Origin of the sequence: Mycolicibacterium lacusdiani (genome assembly GCF_021916785.1) — a bacterium.
GTDB lineage: Bacteria > Actinomycetota > Actinomycetes > Mycobacteriales > Mycobacteriaceae > Mycobacterium > Mycobacterium lacusdiani.
Window position 1 is genome coordinate 1 of sequence record NZ_JAKCFC010000010.1, and the last position, 24998, is coordinate 24998.

The following is a 24998-nucleotide window of genomic DNA, read 5'->3' on the forward strand; positions in this document are numbered from 1 at the left end:
CCTTCTCACCTGATGCCGACAAAACGCATGCACGCCAACCCGAAGGCGGCACCGACGCTACGAGCCAGACACCAGGTGATCAGGATCCAACCACCGCGATACGCGGCGACCTCACTTTGACACTGACGCCGACGCTAGCGCGTCGGGACATCGGGTTTGGGTTACTTCAGCTCTGAAGAAGACAGTCCGAGCAGGCGGCGTGCGACGACGAGCTGCTGGATCTGCTGGGTGCCCTCGAAGATGTCGAGGATCTTGGAGTCGCGCGCCCACTTCTCCAGCAGCAGTTCCTCGGAGTAGCCGGTGGTGCCTGCCAGTTCCACGGTCTTGAGCGTGACGTCGGAGGCGACGCGTGCGGCCTTCGCCTTTCCCATCGACGCCTCCTTGGAGTTCGGGATCTTGTTGTCCGCCTGCCACGCCGAGCGCAGCGTCAGCAGATAACCGGACTCCCACTCGGCCTCCATGCGGAGGAACTCCGCGGCGGCGGCGTTCTGGGCGTGTGCCGGCTTGTCGTAGGAGATCTCGACGCCGGCTTCGGTGAGGATCTTGCGGAGTTCCTCGAGCGACGCCCGCGCGACGCCGACGGCCATCGCCGCCACGATGGGCCGGGTGTTGTCGAACGTCTCCATGACGCCCGCAAATCCCTTGTCCACCTGGATGTCCGGGTTGCCGAGCAGGTTCTCCTTGGGGATCCGCGCGTTGTCGAAGCGGATGGCCGCGGTGTCGGACGCCTTGATGCCCAGCTTGTGCTCGAGCCGCTCGACCGAGACGCCGGGGTGGTCGCGGGGCACGATGAACGACTTGATCGCGGCGCGGCCCTTGGACTTGTCCAGCGTTGCCCACACCACGATGTGGCTCGCGCGGGCGCCTGCGGTGACGTAGATCTTCTCGCCGTTGATGACGTACTCGTCGCCGTCGAGTGTCGCGGTGGTGGACACGGCAGCCGAGTCCGACCCGAAGCTGGGCTCGGTGATGGCCATGGCGGCCCACACCTTGCCGAGGCGTTCGAGTTGTTCGTCGGTGGCGACACCCGACAGGGCGGCATTGCCCAGGCCCTGGAAGGGCACCGACAGCAGCAGGGCGACGTCGCCCCAGCTGATCTCGAGCGCGTTCACGAGCGCAGACATGTTGGCGCCGTTGACGTTTTCCTTGGGCCCGTCGACACCGCGGAAGGCATCGGTTCCGGCGAAGGAGATGGTGTTGGCCTCGGTGATCCCCTCGAACAGGTCGGCAAGGGTGTCCAGCTCGACGGGGTAGGCGTGCTCGGACAGGTCGTACTTGCGCGAGATCGGTCGCAGCATCTCCGCGGCACCCTCGTGGGCCATGTCGATGACGGCCTGCAACTTCTTCGGCATTTCGAGATTGATTGCCATGACTGGGTTTCCGTTCCTGGTCTGTTGCGTGGCCGTTAGAGGACGACGACGCCCTCGGCGACGCCGAGAGCCCGCAGGTCGCGATACCAACGCTCCACCGGGTGCTCCTTGGTGAAGCCGTGGCCGCCGAGCAGCTGAACGCCGTCGAGGCCGATCTGCATGCCCTTGTCGGTGGCGATGCGCTTGGCCAGCGCTGCTTCTCGCGCGAACGACAGGCCTTGCTCGGCGCGCGCGGCACCCCGCCAGGTGATCAGGCGGAGGCCGTCGAGTTCGATGGCGATGTTGGCGCACATGAAGGCGACGGCCTGTCTGCGCGCGATGGGTTCGCCGAACGCCTCGCGTTCCTTGACGTACGGCACGACGTAGTCGAGCACCGCGTGTGAGGTGCCGACTGCCAGGGCGGCCCAACCCAATCGGGCCAGCGCAATTGCTTCGGAGTAGTCCGAGTCGCTGGCCTCGTCCTCACCGAGCCGGTTGTGCAGCGGCACCGCCACGTCGTTCAGTTCGACGCGGCCCAGCGCGGCGGCACGGATGCCCATGCTGGGGTCGGCCTTGACCGTGAGGCCTTCGGAGGCCGACTCGACGATGAACAGTGCAGGCTTGCCGTTGAGCTGTGCCGCGACGATGAACAGTTCGGCGTCGGCGGCTGCGGGCACCAGCGACTTCACGCCCGAGAGACGGTAGCCGCTGGGGGTCCTTACCGCGGTGGTCTTCAGCGCGGTCGGATCGAACAGTGCATGTGGCTCGGCGATGGCGACGCACGCCTGCGGCACGCATTCGCCGGCGAACTCGTTGAGGTAGGTGGCCTGCTGATCCGCGCTGCCCCAGTGGGTGAGGGCCGACGCGACGCCGCCGGGAGCCAGGATCGGCAGTGCCTGACCCATGTCGCCGTATGCGAGCGCCTCGGCGACCAGGGCGTTGGTGATGGTGCTGCGGTGCTCGGCGATGCCGTCGAAGTCCTCGGGAACGTTGATCGCGGTGATGCCGAGTTCGGCGGCCTTGGCGATCAGGCCCTGCGGATACGTCGCCGCCGCGTCGGCGTCGTGGGCGGCGGGTCGCAGGATCTCCTCGGCGAACTCGGAGACCGTCTCGACGATCATCTTCTGGTCGTCGTCGGGGGTGAGGTCGAAGTAGTCGGCGCCGCTCGGCTTCAACCGGGTCGGGGGCTTGCCGCCGCTCTGCACCCGCTTGAACTGGCGGGTGGACGCGCCGAGTGCCGAGAACGCCGTCTTCACGCCGTAGCGCAGTCCTCGGTTGAGCGGGTCGCGCAGGCCGTAGCGGTCCAGGAACTCCTGGCCGACCAGGGGAGTGACGAGGGCGAGCCCGATGGAGGTCGCCGACCGCTTGGGCCGTTGCAGGCCGATGCCGCTCTCGGATCCGGCGCGTCGGGGGCGCTGGTTGGTTCCGCTCTTGGTCGGCAGGGTGTTGGTCATGTCGCAGCCTCGCGTCGTTGGGGCAATGCAATCTGACCGTATCTTACTCCCGAGTAAGATAGAGGCGCTCTGTTAGCGCCGTCACACCGTCGTCATGAAGCCGACAGTCGCGCGAGCACCGCGTCGTGCAGTAGACCGTTCGTGGCGACGGCGCTGCCACCGTGCGGGCCGGGAGCGCCGTCGAGGTTGGTGAACCGTCCGCCTGCCTCGCGCACCAGCACGTCGATGGCGGCGAGGTCCCACAACTTCACCTCGGGTTCTGCGACGACGTCCACCGCGCCCTCGGCCAGCAGGCAGTACGACCAGAAGTCGCCGTAGCCGCGGACCCGCCAGACGGCTTCGGTGAGGTCGAGGAAGCGCGAGCGCTTGTCTTCCCAGCCGACGAGGTCGGAGTACGACAGGCTGGCCGACTCGATGTCGCCGACCTTCGACACGGAGATGGGGCGGGTCTTGCCGGCGAACGACGTGAAGGCGCCCTCGCCCGTGCCGGCCCACCATCGGCGTCCCAGTGCGGGTGCGCTGACGACGCCGACCGTCGGTACGCCATCCTCGAGGAGAGAGATCAGCGTCGACCAGACGGGGACGCCGCGGACGAAGTTCTTCGTGCCGTCGATCGGGTCGAGCACCCACTGGCGGCCCTCGAAAACCGCTGTGCCGCCGAACTCTTCGCCAAGCAGCGCGTCGCCGGGCCGCTCGCGAGAGATCACCTCGCGCAGCGCCTCCTCGGCGCCGCGGTCGGCGTCCGTGACCGGCGTGAGGTCGGGCTTGGTCTCGATCTGCAGGTCGAGTGCGCCGAACCGGTCCATCGTCATGGCATCGGCCTCGTCGGCCATTCGGAGGGCGAGCGTGATGTCATCGGAAACGGTGCTCATGGCAAGAGTCCTACCATGGGCGGTGTGTTCGAATTCCTCGCGATAGTGGTCATCCTCGGCGTGCTGGCGATGATCGTGGTGCCTCGACTCCGCAATCGCGGGCCCGGCGGAGGTGGATTCGGGGGTGGCGGGGCTCGCGGCGGCGGATTGGCCCACGGAACGCTGCTGGTGACGGGGCTCAGCCCGCGGCCGGCCGATGCCGAGGGCGAGCAGTTCGTCACCATCACCGGCGTCATCAACGGCCCGACGGTCAACGAGCACGTCGTGTATCAGCAGATGGCCGTCGACGTGAACGCGTGGCCGACCATGGGTCAGCTCATCCCGGTCGTGTACTCGCCGAAGAATCCCGACAAGTGGGGCTTCGCTCCGCCCGAACAACCCGAAATGCCGTATCCAGACGGGCCACCGCCGCCACCGCCGCCGCCACCACCGCCGTACCTGCCGCCGCCCCCGTCGCCGAACTAGGCGGCGCGGCGGAACACGACTCGGAAGCGTGCGACGTCGATGCTGGTGACGTGTTCGCTGTTGCGGCCGGGTAGTGGTGGGGCCTTGCCGGTGTAGGTAGCGCCGGTCGGCGTGGTGACTTCGGTTGTGTGGCAATCAAACTCTTTGGATGTGCGGTCGCGCCAGCGGGGTGCTTCCTTGGCGTAGTTGCAGGCTTCGCACATGCCGTTGCCGTTGAGTGCGGTGGTGGGTCCGGCGCGTGCCTTGGGTTGGGCGTGGTCGGTGTGGCGGATGGGGGCGTTGCAGTAGGGGGTGCGGCAGGTGTCGTCGCGTAGCGCGATGAACGCGGCCAGCGCCTTCGGGAATCGCCGTGCCCTCGATTCCATCGTCACCAGCGTCCCGGTCTTGGGGTGGCGGTAGAGGCGGCGCAGGGTGGCGCGGGATCGGTCGTCACCAACGGCGCCGGAGATCAGGTGGCGGGCGACTGCTGCGGGGATGGGTCCGTAGCCGGGGATCCGGGCGGGTTCGGTGTCCCCGCCGAGCAGGGTTTCGTCGGTGATCACCAGGTCGACGGTGACGGGGATCGGGGTGTCGGCGGGGCGGCCGGTGATGCGTTCGACGGCGGTGTCGGCCATGACCTGGCCGCGGCTGCGGCCATCGCTGGTGGTGTCGGCGGCGTGCTTGAGGGCGGCGTAGACCGACACGCCCTGGGCGACGGGGAGCAGGATGCTCACCCAGGCCATGGCGTCGGCGGCGGGCCGGACGCTGACGCATCGGTCCTTCTCTGCCTGGCGGGCGCGTTCGACCACGGCGTGCGGGTCGAGGCGGTAGGCGATCGCCATGGCGTCGGCTGTGATCCGCTTGTCGCCCTTGCCCACCAGCGTTTCCGGGTCGGCGCACATCTCGGCATCCAGGGTGCGGCGGTCCTCGACCTCGAGGCAGGCGGATTCCTTGACGAGCAGCGTCGCCCGCCACTCCGAGAGCATCCCGGATTCCAGGGCGGCCAGGGTGTGGGGCATTTCGTGGACCAGGGCGCGGGCGAACCCGAGGTGGCGACCACCCTGCTTCGGTGACTCGCGCCTGGCCAGACCCACCTCGGAGGCGAGGCCCTGGCCGCGCTTGCGCAGTGGGATGCCGGCGTCGGCTTCGGCGCTGCGGCGCATCACGTCCAGCGCGGCGGTCATCCGGGCCTGTGCGGCCGCGGCGGCGGACTTGAGCCGTTCCAACTCGGTGATGCGGTCGATCAGGCCGGCCTCGTCCACCGTGGCGGGGTCGAAGTCCAGTAGATCGAACACGTGTTCGAGTCTACGACCACCCACTGACAAACCGGGTATGACAGAGGCATGCCGACTCCGCTCCCGTCCGACCTGGTCGATCTCATGCGCAAGCCCAGCCCGTGCTTCGTCGCCACGCTGATGCCAGATGGCTCGCCGCAACTCACCGAGACGTGGGTGACCACCGATGGGGAGAACGTCGTCCTCAACATCGCCGGCGGCATGCAGAAGCAGAAGAACTTCGAGCGCGACCCGCGGGTCGCCATCAACGTCGTCGACCCCGAGAACGTCTACCGCTTCTACGCAATCCGGGGACGCGTCGTCTCGATGACGAGCGAGGGCGGCAAGGAGAGCATCGACGAGATCTCGCAGAAGTACCTCGGAGCGCCGTACCCCTACTTCAGTGGGAACCCCGACGAGACCCGCATCATCGTGACGATCGAGGCCGACAAGGTAACTCCGCCGGCACGCTAGCCGTGCGTGATGCGCAGCAACTCCGCCAGGCTGGTGACCTTTACCCGCGGCCTGCCGAGTTTCTCGCCCGCAGACCGCTCGAAGTCGTCGATCAACTTCCAGTGGTCGCCAGTCACCACCTTGGGTTGCCGCTCCACCAGCCATTCGGCGATCTGGCGGTCGTGGTTCGGCTCGAGGTCGGCGAGGTCTGCCGACGCCAGGTCCGCCAGCAAGGTGTTGACGGTCGCCTGGGAGTCCTTCTTGTTGCTGCCGATCACGCCCGACGGGCCGCGCTTGATCCAGCCGACGACGTAGGCGTTGCGGGTGCCCTCCACGCGGCCGTCGCTGTGCGGGATGGTGCCCGAGCGTTCGTCGAACGGCAGGCCCGGAGTGGCGACGCCGCGGTAACCGACCGCGCGGACCACCAACTGGGCGGGCAATTCCTCGCGGATGCCGGTGTCCTTCGCGACCACCCGGCCGCCCTCGTCGACCAGCTCGTTGCGGCCGAGCACGATCGACTCGACCTTGCCGTCGCCCTTGATCTCGATGGGGGAGGTGTGGAATCGGAAGACGATGCGGCGCTTGGCTGCCTTGGACGGTCGCTCGGCGAAACCGCGCAGGACCTTGACGTTCTGCTTGACGGTCTTGCCCGCTGCCTCGAGATCCTCGTCGGTGATGCCTGCGAAGTCCTGGGGATCGACGACGACGTCGACGTCGGCCATCGCTTCCAGATCGCCGAGTTCGCGTAGTTCCAGTGTGGTGAAGGGCGCCTGCAGCGGCCCGCGCCGGCCCACCACGACCACTTCCTCGACCCCGCGCGCGTGCAGCGAGTCCAGAGCGTGGTCGGCGATGTCGGTCGCAGCCAGCAGGTCGGGGTCGCTGACCAGGATGCGGGCAACGTCGAGGGCGACGTTGCCGTTGCCGATCACGACGGCGCGGCCGGAGGTGAGGTCGGGCAGCATCTCGCCGAAGTGCGGGTGGGCGTTGTACCAACCCACGAAGTCGACCGCCGGCACGCTCCCGACCAGGTCCTCGCCGGGGATGTTCAGCGCACGGTCGGATTGCGCGCCGACCGCGTAGACCACCGCGTCGTAGCGCTCGGCGAGTTCGTCGGCGGTGACGTGGTTGCCGACTTCGACGTTGCCGAAGAACCGGAACCGTAGGTCCGCCGACGTCTTCTCGAACTGCGCGCTGATCGACTTGATCTTGGGATGGTCGGGCGCGACTCCGGAGCGGACCAGGCCCCACGGCGTCGGCAGCATCTCCAACATGTCGACGCGCACGTCGCGGGGTTCGACCCCGTCGACCGGATCCTTCGAGTCCGCGTACTTGAGCAGGGACGCTGCGGCGAAGTAACCCGAAGGTCCCGAGCCGACTATCGCCACGTGATACGGCCGCATACCTCCGCCTTCTCTGCAGACATCTGCTCGAGCCCTGGGCCGGGCGGCGCGCAAGAGGGCTGTCGCGTCGTCGCCAAGGGCGTTTGCAGCCCGACTCTAACTCCGCATCGTCGGTCGCGTGGGCAGGAGGGAAGGGTTGGGATGAGCCTGTCGGTACGCTGAACCACCGTGGAACCCGACCGTCAATCAGACATCGCTGCACTGGACACCACGCTGACCACGGTGGAGCGGGTGCTCGACGTCGACGGACTCCGGGAGCGCATCACCACCCTGGAGCAGGAAGCGTCCGACCCCAAGCTGTGGGACGACCAGACCCGGGCACAGAAGGTGACCAGCGCGCTGTCCCACGCCCAGGGCGAACTCCGTCGCGTCGAGGCGCTGCGCCAGCGGCTCGACGATCTGCCCGTGCTCTACGAGATGGCAGCCGAGGAGGAAGGCGCGGGCGCGACCGAGGCCCTCGCCGATGCCGACGCCGAACTCGCGTCGCTCCGCGAGGACATCGAGGCGATGGAAGTACGGACACTGCTGTCTGGCGAGTACGACGAGCGCGAGGCCGTCGTCACCATCCGGTCGGGCGCAGGTGGCATCGATGCCGCCGACTGGGCCGAGATGTTGATGCGCATGTACATCCGGTGGGCCGAGAAGCATGACTACGGCGTGGAGGTCTTCGACACGTCCTACGCCGAAGAGGCCGGCATCAAGAGCGCGACCTTCGCAGTGCACGCGCCGTACGCGTACGGGACGCTCTCGGTGGAGCAGGGCACCCACCGGCTGGTGCGGATCAGCCCGTTCGACAACCAGAGCCGACGGCAGACGTCGTTCGCCGAAGTCGAGGTGCTGCCCGTCGTCGAGACGACCGACCACATCGAGATACCCGAGGGCGACCTCCGCGTCGACGTCTACCGGTCCAGCGGGCCCGGCGGCCAGTCGGTGAACACCACCGACTCAGCGGTTCGTTTGACCCACATCCCCACGGGTATCGTCGTGACCTGTCAAAACGAGAAATCGCAGTTGCAGAACAAGGTTTCGGCGATGCGCGTTCTGCAGGCGAAGTTGCTCGAACGCAAGCGTCTAGAGGAGCGCGCCGAGATGGACGCGCTCAAGAGCGACGGCGGCAGTTCCTGGGGTTCGCAGATGCGGTCCTACGTTCTGCACCCCTATCAGATGGTCAAGGATTTGCGTAACGACTACGAAGTCGGCAATCCGGCCGCAGTGCTCGACGGCGACATCGACGGCTTCCTGGAAGCGGGAATCCGTTGGCGCAATAGGAAAGATGACGATTAACACCCTCCTGGCCATATCATTCTCCGACCAGTGGCATGACTTCTGGCACGGTGACATCGGCGCTTGGCTGATGACGCGTGGTCTTCGAATCGCGTTGCTCGTCATCGGGGCCTTGCTCACGGCCCGGCTCATCAACTGGATCTCTCGCCGGGTGACCCGCCGCATCGATGCGGAATACCAGGAGAGCGACCAGCTCGTGCGCTCGGAGAGTGCAAAGCACCGGCAGGCGGTTGCATCGGTCATCTCATGGGTGTCGATCGCCGTGCTGTTCGTTGTCGTCGCCGTCGAGATCACCGACGTGATCAACGTTCCCGTCGGCTCACTCGTCGCACCGGCCGCGGTGCTGGGTGCCGCGCTCGGTTTCGGAGCGCAAAAGCTCGTGCAGGACCTGCTGGCCGGCTTCTTCATCATCACCGAACGGCAATACGGATTCGGTGATCTCGTGCAGCTGAACATGATCGGCGCACCAGAGGCCTCCGAAGGAACCGTCGAGGAAGTCACGCTCAGGGTTACCAAGCTCCGCACCGGAGAGGGCGAGGTCTTCACGGTGCCGAATGGCAACATCGTCCGGTCGCTCAACATGAGCAAGGACTGGGCACGCGCCGTCGTCGACATCCCGGTTCCCGTGACGGCCGATCTCAACCGGGTCAACGACGTGCTGCACGAAGTGGGCGAGAAGGCGATGGAGGATTCGCGCCTACGTGCCCTGCTGCTGGACACGCCGCAGTTGATGGGAGTGGAGAGCATCGGCGTCGACACCGTCAACCTTCGAATGGTGGCCCGTACGCTGCCGGGCAAGCAGTTCGACGTTGGCCGCAGGCTGAGGATCCGGATCATCGCGGCATTGACCACGGCGGGTATCGCCACTCCCGACCAGATGCCGTCGGTGGGCAATCTGGCACCAGCGGTCAGCACCGCCGCCAAGGACGCCGCCCAGGGGCGAACCGAGCAGAAGTCATGAACGTACTCCAGCACGTGAAGAAGTGGCGCCGCACGGACCGGGGTTGGCCGAGGTACCTGCCCGGTGGGCGGGTTCGCACGTCGACCGCCGGACTGATGGTCGCGTTCGTTGCCCTGTTCTGGCTGTACCAGAACTACGACGAGCCAGCGCCCGCGCCGCCCGCCGCGCCCGAGACCGCGATCGTGCCACCGGGCTTCGTCCCCGACCCCGAGTACACGTGGGTGCCGCGGACCAACGTCCAGGAACGGCCGAGGACGACGACGCCGCGGACCACGACGACCACGACGACGCCCACCCCGACGACGACTCCGACGACGACGTCGACGTCGCCCACCACTCCGACGTCACCGACGACGACGGGTCCGCAGGCACCGTCCACCGTCGTCGACCCCGATGGTCCGGGGCCGCTGCCGCCGACGACCGTGGTGCAGACGACGCAGCCCGGGCTGCCATTCCAGCTGCCCACACTGCCCGGACTCGCTCCGACTCCCACGCCGCCCCCGCAGTAGCCGGGTCCGGAAATGGTGTCCCGCTACACTGGCGTGCCGTGATGATCACCCTCGACCACGTGAGCAAGCAGTACAAGTCTTCTGGCCGTCCGGCCTTGGACGACGTGTCGCTCAACATCGACAAGGGTGAGTTCGTTTTCCTCATCGGCCCGTCGGGTTCGGGCAAGTCGACGTTCATGCGGCTGCTGCTCGCCGAAGAGCACCCGACGCACGGCGACATTCGCGTCTCCAAGTTTCACGTCAACAAGTTGTCGAACCGCCACATCCCGAGCCTTCGGCAGGTGCTGGGGTGTGTCTTCCAGGACTTCCGGCTGCTACAGCAGAAGACGGTCTTCGAGAACGTCGCCTTCGCGCTGGAGGTGATCGGCAAGCGCAGTGACGTGATCAACCGGGTGGTGCCCGACGTACTCGAGATGGTCGGCCTGTCCGGTAAGGCCACCCGACTGCCCAACGAACTGTCCGGTGGCGAGCAGCAGCGCGTCGCGATCGCGCGCGCCTTCGTCAACCGCCCCCTGGTGTTGTTGGCCGACGAGCCGACGGGCAACCTGGACCCGGAAACCAGCAAGGACATCATGGATCTGCTCGAGCGGATCAACCGCACGGGTACGACGGTGCTGATGGCGACACACGACCATCACATCGTCGACTCCATGCGCCAGCGCGTCATCGAACTCGAGCTGGGACGCCTGATCCGCGACGAACAACGCGGTGTCTACGGAATGGATCGCTAAGTGCGCTTCGGCTTCCTCATCAACGAAGTCCTCACGGGACTTCGCCGCAACGTCACCATGACGGTGGCGATGATCTTGACCACCGCTATCTCCATCGGTCTGTTCGGTGGTGGGCTGCTGGTGGTCCGACTGGCGGACAGCTCCCGCACCATCTACCTCGACCGGGTCGAGAGCCAGGTCTTCCTCAACAACGACGTGTCGGCCAACGATCCGTCCTGCGACGCCGACCCGTGTGCGGCGCTGCGCAAGCAGATCGAGGACCGCGACGACGTCCGCTCGGTCCGCTTCCTCAATCGCGACCAGGCCTACGACGACGCGATCGCGAAGTTCCCGCAATACAAGGACGTCGCGGGCAGGGACGCGTTCCCGGCGTCGTTCATCGTCAAGTTGAACAACCCCGAGGAACACGAGGACTTCGACAGATCACTCGTCGGACAACCCGGCGTGCTGAACGTGTTGAACCAGAAGGACCTGATCGATCGGCTGTTCGCGGTGCTCGACGGGTTGAGCAGCGTGGCGTTCGCCGTCGCGCTGGTGCAGGCCGTCGGCGCGATCCTGTTGATCGCGAACATGGTTCAAGTCGCGGCGTACACCCGAAGAACCGAAGTGGGGATCATGCGGCTGGTCGGTGCCAGCCGCTGGTACACCCAACTTCCGTTCCTGCTGGAGGCGATGCTTGCGGCCTTCCTCGGCGTGGTGATATCGATCCTCGGTCTCATCACGGTGCGCGCGTTGTTCCTGGACAAGGCGCTCAACCAGTTCTACGAGGCCAACCTGATAGCCAGGATCGACTACGCCGACATCCTCTACATCTCTCCGCTGCTCTTGTTCGTGGCCCTGGCGATGGCCGGTGTGACTGCGTACGCGACGTTGCGCCTGTACGTACGGCGTTAGCGTGGTCAACAAGAAGAAGGTCGACGAGGCGACGCGACGCAACAACCAGGTGGTCGCGACCAATCGCAAGGCGCGGCACAACTACGCGATCCTCGACACCTTCGAAGCGGGTGTGGCGCTCATGGGCACCGAGGTGAAGGCGCTGCGAGACGGGACCGCATCGCTGGCCGACGCGTTCGCGACCGTGGACGACGGCGAGATCTGGCTGCGCAACCTGCACATCCCCGAGTATCACCACGGCAGCTGGACCAACCACGCGCCGCGGCGCAACCGGAAACTGCTGCTGCATCGCAGCGAGATCGACAACCTGATCGGCAAGATCCGGGACGGCAACCTCACGCTGGTGCCCTTGTCGTTGTACTTCACCAACGGCAAGGTCAAGGTGGAGCTGGCACTCGCCCGAGGCAAGCAGGCGCACGACAAGCGCCAGGACATGGCCAAGCGAGACGCCGAGCGCGAGGTGACCCGCGAGTTGGGCCGCCGCATCAAGGGCATGCGCTGATGTCGCCGCCGGAGCGGCTCCGACGCTGACCGGAATCCTGTTCGCCCTGCTGTCTGCCGCGGGCTACGGGGTGAGCGACTTCGTCGGCGGCATTGCGTCCCGCCGGGTCGCCGCGCTGCGCGTCGTCCTCGTCTCCTATCCGGTCGCGATGGTGCTGCTGACGGTGCTGGCCGCCGTCGTCGGCGGGACGGTCACGACGCCCGCGGTGGTGTGGGGCGCGCTGTGCGGGATCAGCCAGGCGTTCGGGGTGTGGTGGTTCTACGCGGCGCTGGCAGCGGGACCGATATCGGTGGTTTCGCCGCTGACCGCGATCCTGGTGGCCGGGGTGCCCGTCGGGGTCGGCGTGGCGCTGGGGGAGCGGCCGAGCGCCGTGGCCTACGCCGGGATCGTGGTGGCCCTGCTCGCCGTGGTCCTCGTCAGCCGCGAGGCCGGGGGTGAGGAAGACCGGCCGCATCGCTTCACCAAGCAGGTCGCGTGGATGACGGTTGGTGCGGGTCTGGCGTTCGGGCTGAACTTCGTGCTGATCGATCAGGCGCCGGCCGAGGCGGGGCTGTGGCCGCTCGTGTTCGCCCGGATATCGGCGACCGTGCTCGTCATCCTGATCGCGCTGGCGAGCGCCAACCTCGTGGTGCCACGCGGCGTCCCGCTGAAGCTGGCGCTCGCCGCGGGGGTGCTCGACACCGTGGCGAACGTCGCGATGCTGCTGGCGCTGCAGGCGTCGCTGCTCTCACTGACCGGGGTTCTGATCTCGCTGTACCCCGCGGGCACGGTGGCGCTGGCGATGCTGGTCCTCAAGGAACGCGTCACGCGCTGGCAGGCGGCCGGCATGGTGCTGGCAATGGCCGCGGTCGCGATGATCGCAGCGGGCTGACGCTCACGCGCTACGGTCGTCGGGTGAACAGCCCGTCACGACCCCTGACCCTGCTCGACAAGACCGAGGTACTCGACGGCCTCTTCAGCTCGTGGGACGACATCGACCGTCTGCTCGCCGACGTCCCCACCGACGCCTGGTCGACGCCCACGTCGCTGCCGGGATGGTGCGTCGGCGACGTCGTCGCCCACGTCATTGGAACCGAATCGATGCTGCTCGGCGAACCGACGCCGGAGCACGACGTCTCGTCACTCGAACACGTCCGCAACCCGATCGGCGAACTAAACGAATGCTGGGTCCGCCACCTCAGCGGCGAGCCAGGCGAGCAGGTGCTCGAGCGCTTCCGCAGCGTGACCGGTCGCCGCCGCGATGTTCTGACCGCGATGACCGACGACGAGTGGAACGCTCCGACCGCCACCCCCGCGGGACCCGACACGTACGGCCGGTTCATGCGCATCAGGGTGTTCGACTGCTGGATGCACGAGCACGACATCCGCGACGCGGTGGTGAGTGCGGCTGCCGACGCGGACCTCGAAGGACCGGCGGCCCGGCTGGCGCTCGACGAGATGACCGTCAGCATGGGCTTCGTGGTGGGCAAGCGCGGTAAGGCGCCGGACGGGTCACGGGTGGAGATCCGCCTCACCGGACCGCTGTCGCGCACGATCCGGGTAGCGGTCGACGGCCGGGCGGCGCTCGTCGACGACTTCGGCGGCGCCGAACCAACGACCACCATCACGGTGGACGGCCTGCAGTTCACCCGACTCTGTGGTGGGCGGCCGATGGTCGCGGGCCCGCCAGAGGAGATCGAGTACGGCGGTGACGTCGAGGTGGGCCAGCGGATAGTCGCCAACCTGAACTACGTGATCTAGATGGAATGAAAGGCCGTTGGCGTTTGTCATACCTGCCGGTAAGATGAAAGGTCCTGCTGAAGTTGGCAGGGGTGCGAGGGGCTGAACGGTTTCGACTTCGCGCATCGAATCAAGGGAAGCGTGCCGGTGCAGGCAAATGACCACCGTAAGCGTCGTTGCAACCAATTAAGCGCCGATTCAAATCAGCGCGACTACGCCCTCGCTGCCTAAGCGACGGTGTGTCTGTCAGACCGGGAGCGCCCTCGGCCCGGACCCTGGCATCAGCTAGAGGGACCCACCCATGGGTTCGGTCGCGGGACCCATGGGGACATCAAACAGCGACTGGGATCGTCATCTCGTCTTGTTCGCGTGAACGGGAGATCCGAGTAGAGACATAGCGAACTGCGCACGGAGAAGCCTCGAGGGAATGCCGTAGGACCCGGGTTCGATTCCCGGCAGCTCCACCGAAGGAAAGCGGGCCAGAGCGAAAGCTCTGGCCCGCATTCGTTGAGGTCGCCGCGCGAGCACGCATGTCGGGCGGGTGCCACAGCGCCGCTTCGAACTTCGCTGAAAAGCCACGGGCTGTGCGTTTCTCCTGGCGAAGCGATAGATTCGAGACATGTCTCCTCATTGTGGGCGTAGCTCGCGCGCGATGGGCCTGCGATCGGCGGCTCACTGGGTCGGCCGCGGCGCTGCCGCGCTCAGCATCGCCGCCTTTCCGCTGTGGTCTCCGAACGGCGTGCCGCTTGCGTCCGCCGCCGACTGCGCCGACGCCGAGGTGCTTTTTGCACGGGGCACGGACGAGCCAAAGGGCATGGGCGCCGTTGGCAACGCCTTCGTCGACGCGTTGCGCGAGCAGGCCGTCGGCCTGAACATCGCGACTTACGCGGTGGACTACGACGCGGGCAAGCTGCAGCTGGGCAGCGGGGACGGCGCCAAGGACGCGATCAAGCGCATCAAAGCCACCGCGACATCGTGCCCCGAGACCAAGATCGTGTTGGGCGGATACTCGCAGGGGGCGAACGTCATCAACATCGTCGCCGGCAATCCCATCGTCGGGATCGCATGGGGCGCTTCTCTGCCTTCTTCGTTCGCGTCCAACGTCGCGGCGATCGCCACATTCGGCAACGTTGCGAACCGCTCGGGTACGAAGCTGCCTTCCCAGTCCGAGATGTTCGCCGGGAAGGGGATCGACCTCTGCAACCCCGCCGATCCGATCTGTCACGCAGGGACCGGCAACGAGTGGAGCGGTCACACCGACGGCTATGTGCCCGGGTACACCTCGCAGGCCGCCGCTTTCGTGGCGTCCAAGTTGTTGGCGGGCGCGGACCAGGCGGCCCCCGGGTTCGGGCCGTCGACGGGTTACGGACAGCTGCCGGGGTATGACATGTCGCTGCCAGGGCCCGCTCCTCAGGTGCCGATCTACGCGTCGCAGCCGCGGGGCTCCGACCACATGCCGCCGGGGTGGGACCAGCCGGCGCCGGGATTCGATCCGTCGTTGGCGAACGGGTTGCCTTAGGCGCAACGCATCTCCAGGCGCCTAGACGACACCCGGCGACCACCCCGTCGATGCCATCAACACTATTCGCGAATCCGCAGAACTACGGCGTCTTTTCGTACGGTTTCGCGCCGTCACCCCTTGCGGTGCTGCCCGCCGTCTAACCGTGGCCCAGGGCTTCTTCATCGAATCTTGACGGAACGGCTAAGAAAGTCCGGATGCGGCGGCAGGAGGCTGGAGTCCAGCAGAGCTTCATCCGAAGAAGGGGATGTGGAATGGGCAAGTCGAAGACAGTGGTGAGCGGGATGGCCGTGCTGGCCGCGGTAGCCGCCATCGGCGCGTGTAGCAACTCGGCCACCCAGGAGGCGGCGCCGTCGTCGGCCCCGTCACAGACCCAGGCCACGGAGTCGGCGCAGGCTGCCGCGCACAACAAGGCCGACATGATGTTCGCGAGCATGATGATCCCGCACCATCAGCAGGCAATCGAGATGAGCGACATGGTCCTGGCCAAGCAGGGCATGGACCCGCGGGTGGTCGACCTGGCAAAGCAGATCAAGGACGCCCAGGGTCCGGAGATTCAGCAGATGCAGGGCTGGCTCGACGACTGGAACATGAACATGAACGACATGCCCGGTCACGGCGGTATGGAAGGCTCCGGCTCGATGATGCCCGGCATGCCGGGCATGGGTGGCATGGGCATGATGGACGGAATGTTGTCGGCGGCCGAGATGCAGGCACTGCGGGACGCCCGGGGTGTGGAGGCGGACAAGCTGTTTCTCACCGGGATGATCAAGCACCACGAGGGCGCGATCACCATGGCGCAGAACGAGATCGAGAACGGTGAGTTTCCCGAGGCGATCGAGCTGTCGAAGGCCATCGTGGAAAGCCAGCAGAAGGAGATCGACACCATGAACGAGATCCTCAAGACGTTGTAGGCAATCCGATTTCCGGCACGACCTCGGAGTGTTTCGCTGCCAGGCGCGCATGGATGGGCAACGCGACGGTGAAGGTCGTGCCGTAGCCGGGCCCGCGGCTGGTCACCCAGATGCGGCCGCCGTGAGCCTCGGTCAGGGCCTTGGCGATTGCCAGGCCGATTCCCGAGCCTCCGCGCCCGCGGTCGCGGGCCGAGTCGGCGCGGTAGAAGCGCTCGAACACGTGGGGCAGGTGCTCGGCGGCGATGCCGTCGCCGTCATCGGCGACGGTGAACGTCACCTCGTCGACGTACGAGGCAGCGGCCAGGTGGACGCGTCCGCCCGCCTGAGTGTGGCGCAGCGCGTTGTCGAGCAGGTTGCCCAGCACCTGAGCCAGCCTCTGACCGTCCGCCCACATCCGGCCGGATGCTGAAACGTGGGTCTCCAACGTCACGCTCTTGGCGCTGTATCGGTCGGCGACCGCGGCGCTCGCCGTCGCCACCAACTCGTTGGGGTCGACCCATTGCGGCGCATTGGCGGCGTGCGCCTCTTCGGCCTGGGCCAGAGCGGCGGCGTCAGCCGAGAACCGCACCAAGCGGCCTGTCTGCTCGCGCAGCATCGCGATGGTCGGCGGGTCGAGGGTCTTCACTCCGTCCTCGACGGCTTCCAGGTAGGCCTCCAACACCGACACCGGGGTGCGGATCTCGTGGGCGAGGTCGCTGAACAACTGGCGGCGAGTCGATTCCACCGTCTGCAGGCGTTCCGCCATCCGGTTGAACGCCATTGCCAACCCGTCGAACTCGTCGCCGAGTTGCGGGTTCGCAACCCTGATGTCGTAGTGACCTTCCGCCACCGCCGATGCGGCGGCGGACACTTCGGCGACGGAGCGCTGCAGGCGGTGACTGAGGTAGGCGGTGACGACGAAGGCGGTCAGCGCGGCGACCACGATCGCCACGGCGATCGATAGCGCCGTCGCGTGCTGATAGGCCTGCTCGGCGTGGAATTGCTCATTGGAATCCGGCGAAACACCGGCCTGGTAGAGGTGATGGCGGAACAGCGGCGGCCCCACCACCAGGGCCACCACCCAGGTGGTGACTCCGCCGGCGACGAGGACCAGCGTCTGTGCCAGCAGAAGCCGACGGCGCATCCCGAACCCGGTGGGCGGGCTCACTGTCCGCTGCCCATCCGGTAGCCCACGCCGCGGACGGTGTGAACGAAACGCGTATTGGCGGGGTCGTCGCCGAGTTTTCGTCGCACGTGTCCGACGTGGACGTCGACGAGGTGGTCGTTGCCGACCCACGGCTCTCCCCAGACCGCGTCGATCAAGTGGCGGCGGCTCCACACGACTCCGGGGCGGGAGGACAGTGCAGCGAGGATGTCGAATTCGGTGCGCGTCAGTGCGATCGGTTCGCCGCGGAGGAACGCCTCCCGGCTGGCGAGGTCGATCGACAGCGACCCGAAGACCCGCGGCGGCTGTTCGCCGGCATATGGCACGGGTGCGGGGACCGACCGGGGCCTGCGGAACATCGCCCTGATGCGGGCGACCAACTCCCGGGGACTGAAGGGTTTGGTCAGGTAGTCGTCGGCCCCGACGGACAGGCCGACGATGGTGTCGACCTCGCTGTCGCGGGCGGTCAACATCACCACGTAGGCGTCGGAGAAGGTGCGCAGCTGTCGGCAGACCTCCAGGCCGTCGATCCCGGGCAACCCGAGATCCAGCACCACGACGTCCGGGTCGACCTCGCGGGCGGCTTCTAGCGCCTCGACCCCGGAATGACACACCGTGACCTCGAAGTGGTCGCGTCGCAGGTAGCTGGCGACGACGTCGGCCAGTGGCGCCTCGTCGTCGACCACCAGGGCGCGGTAGCCGGGAACGGGACTGCTCGGTGTGCTTCCCGATATGACTTCCATGCATTCATCGTGTCGTGCCGTCGCGCCGTGTCACCGTCTTGAGCGAATCTTCACACAACGAACACTGAAGCGCCGAGGCGGAAGTGGAGTCTGGAACCGAGGTATTCCTCTATGGAGGGAGGATGGCGACCATGTGGTGGGACCACGGAATGAGCGGCTGGGGATACGCGGGCATGGCGGTCGGCATGATGTTGTTCTGGACGCTGATCGTGGTGGCGATCATCGCGTTGACCCGGTTCGGCACCGGAGCTTCCGAGCCGCGGACGATCTCGGGATACCAGCCGCAGCGCGAATCCCCGGAGCAACTTCTCGCGTGGCGCCTCGCCCGCGGTGAGATCGACGAAGACGAATACCAGCAGCGGCTGGCGGTCCTGCGGTCGACAGGCCAGCCTTGAGCTGCGCTGGATTCAGCTCGGCAGTGAGCTAGCCGGCATCGGCGGGTGTGACCTACGGACTTACGGCATCGGGTTCGGCGTAGTACAGCATGACCCGGCGACATCTGTTGAAGGCCCGCAACATCGCCGTCAGTGGCGACGACACCCGGGTCTGTTTCCTGCGCGCCATCCGCCCATGACGGCCCACGACGGCATGAATCGTTATCAAGAAGCGCCGCACATCGTTATCACGAATCACCGGGCGGCATTTCGAGCCTTCGGGGGGGTTTGCCGGACGATCGTTCGTGTGCGCTAAAGCGAATTGGTGCCACGTTGAACGTTCGGTCTCGGCTCGAAGGGAGAGCTACATGCGCCGATCAACGGCAGTGTTCGCAACGGCTGCCATCTGCATTCTCGTGAGCGGCTGCACGCGCACGGGTCACGCCGAGGTGGTGACGCCGACCCCGAGTCTGGTCCCGCGCCCCCTCGTCGAGCGGGAGCTGGCCAGCTTGTTGCTCACTCCAGACGAGGTCAACGCGGCGATGGGAACGACGGGGATGGCGCTCACGGGCAGCCAGTCCGCGATGAGTGACAACAGTGCCACCATGGCGCCCATGGAATGCCTCGCCATCGACGGCGCGGCGGAGGCGCCGGTCTACGCCAACAGTGGGTTCTGGGCCGAGCGCGACGAAAGCCTCAACAACGGCGACCGATTCACGCACTATCTCAAGCAGGCAGTAGTGCTGTTCCCGACGCCGGAGCTGGCCGGCGCGTTCTTCGACGCCTCGGTGGCGCAGTGGCCGGCGTGCCACGAGTACACCCACACCCAGAGTGGGTCGATGTGGTACCCGGGCGAGATCTCGAACGTCGATGCGACCCTCAGCGTGATCGCGACGCAGAAGGATGCCGCGGCCCCCGGCTGGGCGTGTGGACGCGGCTTGGCGTTGCGGAACAACGTCATCGTCGACGTCAACACGTGCAGCGCAGACCCCGCCGACTCGGCACAGAGGATCGCGCGTCTGATCGCCGACGACGTCAGTTCCCGGTGGTAGGTCGGAGCCATCCGTCGATTTCTGTTAGCGTGAAGACGTTGACTCACCAACGCCGTCGAAGGCGTCGCTGGCCGCTCTAAGCCGCTAGCTCGCAATGGCATTCCCCGGACCCCGATGTTCCACTACCCGCGGTCGCTACCGGATCACCAAGGGACGCACGCCTTTTCGGGCGCGCCCCAAAGCTCCGGCGCGCCGTCGTACGAGGTTTGCAAAAAGGCAGAGGCCACGCTGGTTGGTTGCCGATTTTGCAAAGGCGATGAGAAGACCAGTCTTCGTGTTGAGCAAACAGCAGCCGCTTTTCGTCGCCGCCCTCTACTTCGTCGCCGCCTGTTCGGCCGCGTGATCCTCGATCGCCTTGCCGATGGCGTGCGACGCCCGGTCTACGAACTCCGTGCCGCTCGCGGTGACCCAGTCGCGGGACGCCTGCGGTGCGGTGAGGTGACCGGTGAAGTGCGGCATCACGTACTGGGCGAACAACTCGTAGCTCCGAAGCTTGGCGGCGGGCGGGGCCCAGTCGTGGTCGAAGAGGAGGAACGCCCCGAAGCCGCCGTTGCTCGCCTCGACGAGTTCTTCGATCTTCGCCACCGCGTCGGCCGGAGTCCCGATCACGGCGAAACCCGATGCGTGATTGTTGGCGATGATCTCCGCGGTCGTCTCGCCCTGCACCGGTCCTGCGGGCAGGATGTGCGAAAAGTATTGCGAGAACTCGGCTATGCCGTACTCGACGTCGCGCTCGGCCTGCTCCCGGGTCTCCGCGAGGTGCATCGGCCCGACGAGCCGCCACTTCGAGCGGTCCGCGACGTGACCGTGGGCATGCGCGACCTCCTCCCACGTCGACCAGTGCTGAGCCAGCAGATCCATGCCCTGTTTCGCGGTGGCCGCGATCGACAACATGCCGATCCCGTGCTTGCCTGCACCGCGCGGGCCCGTCGGGGAGAACGACGCCGCGACGGCGACGTCGAAGCACGGATCGCTGTACGGCTTCAGCTGTAGCCGCGCGTCCTGCAGCGTGAAGCCGTCGGTGTGCATGGTGACGGTCTCGCCGCGCAGCAGTCGCATGATCGCGTCGAGGCACTGCTCCATGCGCGGACGCTGTTCGTCGGCGGGGATGCCGAGCATGTGCGCGTCCGACGTGAGCTGTCCGGGACCGCACCCGAGCATGACCCGGCCGCGGGTGAGGTGGTCGAGCAGGACCATGCGGTCGGCCAGCATCAGCGGATGGTGATAGGGCAGCGAACTGACGCCGGTTCCGAGCTTGATGTGCTTCGTCCGCTCCGCGGCGACGCCGATGAACACCTCGGGCGAGGCGATGATCTCGAACCCCGCCGAATGGTGCTCGCCCACCCACGCCTCGTCGAAACCGAGGCGATCCATGGCCACGATCAAGTCGAGGTCTCGTTCGATTGCAAGTGTCGGGTTCTGACCGACGGGGTGGAACGGTGCCATGAAGTTTCCGAAGCGCATGCGGCGATTGTGGTCTGGAGTCGGCCGCCAGTGGTGCACTTCGGGTCGATGTGACGTGTGGTGCGTTGTTGAACCACTCGTTCAACATGTCCCGTCGCACCGGTTGCCTGCGTTATATGCGTTTGACTACAAGCACTTACGGCGATCCACCCCATAGGGCCCGGCTTCGAGAGCTGGTCCAGCGAGGCCCCGCCGCCCCGAGTGTTCAGCCAAGTGCACTCATCTTCTCAGCGGCGGGGCACCGTGCCGCCGGCGGAATCACTGATTCGCCATGCCGGTCGACGGGGCTGTTGCCCGTACTCTTCCACCGTGAACGCGATCGACCCCGACAAACTCAACACGTGCCTGCAGGTGCTGGCCGACATCGAGTCGTTGCCACCCGAGCACCCGGATTCGGTCACGGTTCGTCGGGCCACCGCGAGCATCTTCAAGTCGGTCAAGAAGGCCCGCCGCGACGCCAAGCGCGACGCCGTGGCCGTCGCCGACCACGCCGTGACTGCCGCTACCGCGACCGGCGCACCCGGGCGCATCGACGACGAGACGCAGGGCCTGCCCCTGGTGTCCACTGCCGTCGGCGCCAGCGCGGGCACGCTGCTCCGGTCACGCGCCTGCTACATGTGCAAGAACCGCTACACGATGGTCGACGCCTTCTATCACCAGCTCTGTCCGGGTTGCGCGGCGGTCAACCACGCCAAGCGCAACGCCCGCACCGACCTGACCGGCAAGAACGCCCTGCTCACCGGCGGTCGCGCGAAGATCGGCATGTACATCGCGCTGCGTCTGCTGCGCGACGGCGCCCGCACGACGATCACCACCCGCTTTCCCAACGACGCCGTGCGCCGCTTCGCCGCGATGCCCGACAGCGCGGACTGGCTGCACCGGCTGCACGTCGTCGGCATCGACCTGCGTGACCCCGCTCAGGTGGTCGCGCTCGCGGACACCGTGGCCGCGCGGGGTCCGCTCGACATCCTCGTCAACAACGCCGCGCAGACCGTGCGTCGGGCCCGTGGCTCGTATGCGGCGCTCGTGGAGGCGGAACGGACCCAGGCGCCGGAACTCGTCGACGTGGTCACCTTCGACCGGATCAGCGACGCCCATCCCGCCGCGCTCGCCGGCAGCCTGGCGCAGCATCACAGCCCGCATGCGCTCACCGAACTCGCGCTCGCCGCGCGCAGCGCCTCTCCTGATCGCATCGCGGCGGGTACGGCCATCGACGCGGGTGGTCTGCTGCCCGATACGGCCGCGGTCAACAGTTGGACCCAACGCGTGCACGAGGTCGACGCCATGGAGTTGCTCGAGGTGCAGCTGTGCAACCAGACCGCCCCGTTCATCCTGATCAGCCGGCTACGTCCGGCAATGGCCGCGTCGTCCTCCCGCCGCACCTACGTGGTGAACGTCTCTGCGATGGAGGGGCAGTTCAGCCGTGCGTACAAGGGGCCCGGGCACCCGCACACCAACATGGCGAAGGCCGCGCTCAACATGCTGACGCGTACCAGCGCCGCGGAGATGCTCGAGCAGGACGGCATCCTGATGACGGCCGTCGACACGGGATGGATCACCGACGAGCGTCCGCACCCGACGAAACTGCGGCTCGCCGAGGAGGGTTTCCACGCCCCGCTCGACCTCGTCGACGGTGCCGCCCGCGTCTACGACCCGATCGTGCGCGGCGAATCCGGCGAGGACCTCCACGGGTGTTTCCTCAAGGACTACGCGCCGAGCAACTGGTAGTCGCGAACTCCTCAGACCCGTCGGCCGCCTGCGATGGACGTGGGCTTCGAGTAGCACTGCGCGAACCGCATGCAGATCGTGGTGCCGTCGTCCCGGCCGTCGATCGTGATGTCGTCGGCGAGGGCCTTCATCAGCAACAGACCCCGCCCGCGCGCTGACGGGGTCGGATGGGCCGCGGGTTCGGCCCAGGCGCCCTCGTCTTCGACGCACACCGTCACGACGCTCTTGGCGTGGTCGAACGTGACCCCGAGTGACATGGGACCGCACGTTTCGGCACCTCGGTAGGCGTGCTCGGCGCAATTGGAGAGCGCTTCGTCGGTGGCCAGGATGATGTCGGCCCGCCGTTCGGGGGAGACGGTCACCGCGCCGTGGATCCACTCGTCGACCTTCGTGCGGAACGACGCCGCCGTCCGTCCGTCCGCCCGCCCCCGCTCCTTGAGTTGCTTGCCGCGGCTCGCGTGGGCACTCGGCGTCGTCACCATGAACGTTCGGCTACCCATTGCGGGCAATTGCTACCCGCTCGTCCCGTCACAACATGGTTCCGGGGTCTCGAGTCGACAGGCGCAGGAAGCCCGGACGTTCACGTCCGCCCGTGCCGCTGCCAGCGCCAGCTGGTTGCCGATGATGGTGGCCTCGTCGTCGCGCCACAGCCGCAGTAGGCACTCGTGATACCCGTGCAGGCTCCACACGTTCGCGGGATGCTGGCAGGACCTCCCCAGCGTTTCGTCGAGTCCCAGGTCGGCCGCGTACACGCGGGCGGCCTCATCCACGCGGTCCTGCTCCAGCAACAGGGCACCCAAGGCATGCCGCGCCGGCTGCATCCAGCCCCACGGCTCGTCGTAGGGCAGCGAGTCGTCCAACTCGACCGCCCGGCGCAGGTGGTCGAAGGCAACGTCGTAATCGCCCTCGCGGTATGCGATTTCGCCGTCGAGCATGGCGGTGGCGATTGCCATGGTGTCGACGCTTCGGACCTTGAACAGCGATCGCGACGTCGGGATGCGGCGGCGGGCAGCCTCGAATTCTTCGCGGACAGCACGTGCTTCGGAGACGCGACCGGTCGCGGCGAGCGCCACGCCGCGGCCGTAGAGGATGGTCGCCGCCGTCGTGCAGTACAGGCGGGTGTCTTCGGGCAGCGGCTCGTCGATCAGTTCCGTCCATCTGCCGAATCGGATGAGCACGTGGACGCGGATCGGGGTGAACGCCTCCAACCAGTCGGCCATCGGCAGCGACGGGTCGCTCAGTTGTTCGGGCGTGAGCTGGCGGGAGAGTTCGTCGGCGGCCTCGATGGCGGTCTGGTACGCACCTTGGAACATCGCCGCGTACACGACGAAGTGCAGGTTGTGGGCGCGGTAGCGCGAGTAGGTGTTGGCAGCGCCGCGTCGGTGCACGAATGCTCGATCGGCTTCCACTGCGATCTGGTTGGCGATTACGGCATTCCGGTAGTCGCCGCACAGCACGTCGATGTGCGACGGCATGTGCTGCAGGTGGCCGCAGCCGGGGACGAGCCCGCGGAGCCAGTCGGCGGCGGGCAACGCCGCCTCGGGGGTGCCGGACATCTCCATGGCATGGAGGTAGAAGTGCAGCAGCCCCGGGTGCCGACGGCCTTCGGGGGTGCCGAGCGCGGACTCCATCAACCGGCGGGCTTCGACCACCCGGGACCCGGGCGCCGGTTCGCCGGTCTTGACGTCCCACAGCTTCCACACCGTCAGGTTGATCAACGCGTCGGCGGCGAGCGTCTGCACGTCGACGTCATGGGGGTGTTCGAGCGCCAGTTCCAGCATTGCGTCGGCGTACGCGGCGTGCCCCGTCTCGAGTGTCTCGAGGTCTTCGGCGTCGTCGGTGGGGAAGCGGGCGGAGAGCGCCGCGATCAAGCCCTTCTCGACGGTTCCGCCGCCGTGTTCGGCGGCGAGGGTCAGCTCGGTCAGCGCCCGTTCGAGGGCTGCTGCGCGCCCCTTGGTGTCGAATGATTCCCACGCCCGGTTGTAGTTCGGGCCGACTGCGTACGCGATCGCCCAGCGTGCGAGTGACAGCGTCGGGTCGAGCGCCAGCGCCTGCTCGAAGCACCAGACCGCCTCGTCGTGGTTGAACCCGTACGCCCACACCATCCCGCGGTCGAACCAACGTCCAGCAGCAGGCGACTCGGTGTCCACGGCCCGGTGGTAGCCGCCGAGGTCGAAGTACGAGTCGTCGTCGAGCATGTGCGGTCGATCCATG

At 67.0% G+C, this 24998-nt stretch carries 25 protein-coding genes and 1 other RNA gene; 16 read left to right on the forward strand and 10 right to left on the reverse strand.

Features of this window, described 5'->3' with window-relative positions:
* Nucleotides 1-161: 161 nt before the first annotated feature.
* The 3 genes from LOK44_RS23985 to hisN all read right to left on the reverse strand — a co-directional run bounded on the left by LOK44_RS23985 (nt 162) and on the right by hisN (nt 3675).
* Nucleotides 162-1370: an acyl-CoA dehydrogenase family protein gene (locus LOK44_RS23985; RefSeq protein ID WP_237572599.1), complete on the reverse strand. Its 1209-nt coding sequence runs from the start codon at nt 1368-1370 to the stop codon at nt 162-164.
* Between the two features lie 35 nt (nt 1371-1405).
* Nucleotides 1406-2803, reverse strand: a complete 1398-nt coding sequence (locus LOK44_RS23990) for an acyl-CoA dehydrogenase family protein (protein ID WP_237572600.1) — start codon at nt 2801-2803, stop codon at nt 1406-1408.
* A gap of 92 nt (nt 2804-2895) precedes the next feature.
* Complete coding sequence (hisN, locus tag LOK44_RS23995) at nt 2896-3675, reverse strand: histidinol-phosphatase (protein ID WP_237572601.1); 780 nt, start codon at nt 3673-3675, stop codon at nt 2896-2898.
* Nucleotides 3676-3699: 24 nt separating this feature from the next.
* Between hisN and LOK44_RS24000 the strand changes: the two genes are divergently transcribed.
* A complete protein-coding gene (locus LOK44_RS24000; RefSeq protein ID WP_237572602.1) occupies nt 3700-4140 on the forward strand; it encodes a hypothetical protein in 441 nt (146 codons plus the stop codon).
* On the opposite strand, the gene LOK44_RS24005 is transcribed toward LOK44_RS24000, so the two are convergent.
* Nucleotides 4137-5414, reverse strand: a complete 1278-nt coding sequence (locus LOK44_RS24005) for a DUF222 domain-containing protein (RefSeq protein ID WP_237572603.1) — start codon at nt 5412-5414, stop codon at nt 4137-4139. The two genes, LOK44_RS24000 and LOK44_RS24005, sit on opposite strands and share 4 nt — an antisense overlap.
* Nucleotides 5415-5462: 48 nt before the next feature.
* On the opposite strand from LOK44_RS24005, the gene LOK44_RS24010 reads away from it, so the two are divergent.
* Nucleotides 5463-5867, forward strand: a complete 405-nt coding sequence (locus LOK44_RS24010) for a PPOX class F420-dependent oxidoreductase (RefSeq protein ID WP_237572604.1) — start codon at nt 5463-5465, stop codon at nt 5865-5867.
* Here the strand turns inward: LOK44_RS24010 and LOK44_RS24015 are convergent.
* Nucleotides 5864-7246 (reverse strand): FAD-dependent oxidoreductase, encoded by a 1383-nt coding sequence (locus tag LOK44_RS24015; RefSeq protein ID WP_237572605.1) that lies wholly within the window; start codon nt 7244-7246, stop codon nt 5864-5866. The two genes, LOK44_RS24010 and LOK44_RS24015, sit on opposite strands and share 4 nt — an antisense overlap.
* 168 nt (nt 7247-7414) lie before the next feature.
* Between LOK44_RS24015 and prfB the strand changes: the two genes are divergently transcribed.
* The 11 genes from prfB to LOK44_RS24070 all read left to right on the forward strand — a co-directional run bounded on the left by prfB (nt 7415) and on the right by LOK44_RS24070 (nt 16279).
* On the forward strand, nt 7415-8530 hold the full coding sequence (gene prfB, locus LOK44_RS24020) for a peptide chain release factor 2 (RefSeq protein ID WP_163918519.1): 1116 nt from the start codon (nt 7415-7417) through the stop codon (nt 8528-8530).
* On the forward strand, nt 8520-9491 hold the full coding sequence (locus LOK44_RS24025) for a mechanosensitive ion channel family protein (protein WP_237572606.1): 972 nt from the start codon (nt 8520-8522) through the stop codon (nt 9489-9491). Before prfB ends, LOK44_RS24025 begins: the two co-directional genes overlap by 11 nt.
* Nucleotides 9488-10000, forward strand: coding sequence for an Rv3103c family proline-rich protein (locus LOK44_RS24030; protein WP_237572607.1), 513 nt, complete (start codon nt 9488-9490; stop codon nt 9998-10000). The genes LOK44_RS24025 and LOK44_RS24030 overlap by 4 nt, the downstream gene beginning before the upstream one ends.
* Nucleotides 10001-10041: 41 nt before the next feature.
* Nucleotides 10042-10731, forward strand: coding sequence for a cell division ATP-binding protein FtsE (gene ftsE / locus LOK44_RS24035; RefSeq protein ID WP_163924744.1), 690 nt, complete (start codon nt 10042-10044; stop codon nt 10729-10731).
* On the forward strand, nt 10732-11625 hold the full coding sequence (gene ftsX / locus LOK44_RS24040; protein ID WP_237572608.1) for a permease-like cell division protein FtsX: 894 nt from the start codon (nt 10732-10734) through the stop codon (nt 11623-11625).
* A gap of 1 nt (nt 11626) precedes the next feature.
* A complete protein-coding gene (gene smpB / locus LOK44_RS24045) occupies nt 11627-12127 on the forward strand; it encodes an SsrA-binding protein SmpB (protein ID WP_163918515.1) in 501 nt (166 codons plus the stop codon).
* A gap of 25 nt (nt 12128-12152) precedes the next feature.
* A complete protein-coding gene (locus LOK44_RS24050; RefSeq protein WP_283817913.1) occupies nt 12153-12998 on the forward strand; it encodes an EamA family transporter in 846 nt (281 codons plus the stop codon).
* Between the two features lie 23 nt (nt 12999-13021).
* A complete protein-coding gene (locus tag LOK44_RS24055) occupies nt 13022-13867 on the forward strand; it encodes a maleylpyruvate isomerase family mycothiol-dependent enzyme (RefSeq protein WP_237572610.1) in 846 nt (281 codons plus the stop codon).
* Between the two features lie 77 nt (nt 13868-13944).
* Nucleotides 13945-14313, forward strand: a transfer-messenger RNA (tmRNA) gene (ssrA, locus tag LOK44_RS24060).
* Between the two features lie 185 nt (nt 14314-14498).
* The gene (locus LOK44_RS24065; RefSeq protein WP_372481315.1) at nt 14499-15365 is read left to right on the forward strand and encodes a cutinase family protein; all 867 of its coding nucleotides are present in this window, start codon (nt 14499-14501) and stop codon (nt 15363-15365) included.
* Between the two features lie 254 nt (nt 15366-15619).
* Nucleotides 15620-16279: a DUF305 domain-containing protein gene (locus LOK44_RS24070; RefSeq protein ID WP_237572612.1), complete on the forward strand. Its 660-nt coding sequence runs from the start codon at nt 15620-15622 to the stop codon at nt 16277-16279.
* Here the strand turns inward: LOK44_RS24070 and LOK44_RS24075 are convergent.
* The gene (locus LOK44_RS24075; RefSeq protein WP_249784098.1) at nt 16266-17402 is read right to left on the reverse strand and encodes a sensor histidine kinase; all 1137 of its coding nucleotides are present in this window, start codon (nt 17400-17402) and stop codon (nt 16266-16268) included. The genes LOK44_RS24070 and LOK44_RS24075 overlap by 14 nt on opposite strands.
* 20 nt (nt 17403-17422) lie before the next feature.
* The gene (locus LOK44_RS24080; protein WP_237572614.1) at nt 17423-18166 is read right to left on the reverse strand and encodes a response regulator transcription factor; all 744 of its coding nucleotides are present in this window, start codon (nt 18164-18166) and stop codon (nt 17423-17425) included.
* Nucleotides 18167-18288: 122 nt separating this feature from the next.
* On the opposite strand from LOK44_RS24080, the gene LOK44_RS24085 reads away from it, so the two are divergent.
* Together LOK44_RS24085 and LOK44_RS24090 are read left to right on the forward strand one after the other, a co-directional pair.
* On the forward strand, nt 18289-18561 hold the full coding sequence (locus tag LOK44_RS24085; protein ID WP_237572615.1) for an SHOCT domain-containing protein: 273 nt from the start codon (nt 18289-18291) through the stop codon (nt 18559-18561).
* 347 nt (nt 18562-18908) lie between these two features.
* Nucleotides 18909-19592 (forward strand): sensor domain-containing protein, encoded by a 684-nt coding sequence (locus LOK44_RS24090; RefSeq protein WP_237572616.1) that lies wholly within the window; start codon nt 18909-18911, stop codon nt 19590-19592.
* Nucleotides 19593-19904: 312 nt separating this feature from the next.
* Here the strand turns inward: LOK44_RS24090 and LOK44_RS24095 are convergent, their stop codons facing one another.
* Complete coding sequence (locus LOK44_RS24095) at nt 19905-21056, reverse strand: LLM class flavin-dependent oxidoreductase (protein WP_237572617.1); 1152 nt, start codon at nt 21054-21056, stop codon at nt 19905-19907.
* Nucleotides 21057-21365: 309 nt separating this feature from the next.
* On the opposite strand from LOK44_RS24095, the gene LOK44_RS24100 reads away from it, so the two are divergent.
* Complete coding sequence (locus LOK44_RS24100; protein ID WP_237572618.1) at nt 21366-22784, forward strand: SDR family NAD(P)-dependent oxidoreductase; 1419 nt, start codon at nt 21366-21368, stop codon at nt 22782-22784.
* Between the two features lie 11 nt (nt 22785-22795).
* Here the strand turns inward: LOK44_RS24100 and LOK44_RS24105 are convergent, their stop codons facing one another.
* Nucleotides 22796-23284 carry an ATP-binding protein gene (locus LOK44_RS24105; protein WP_237572619.1) on the reverse strand — a complete coding sequence of 163 codons (489 nt, stop codon included), beginning with the start codon at nt 23282-23284 and terminating at the stop codon, nt 22796-22798.
* A gap of 12 nt (nt 23285-23296) precedes the next feature.
* On the reverse strand, nt 23297-24997 hold the full coding sequence (locus tag LOK44_RS24110; protein WP_237572620.1) for a tetratricopeptide repeat protein: 1701 nt from the start codon (nt 24995-24997) through the stop codon (nt 23297-23299).
* Between the last annotated feature and the right edge of the window lies 1 nt (nt 24998).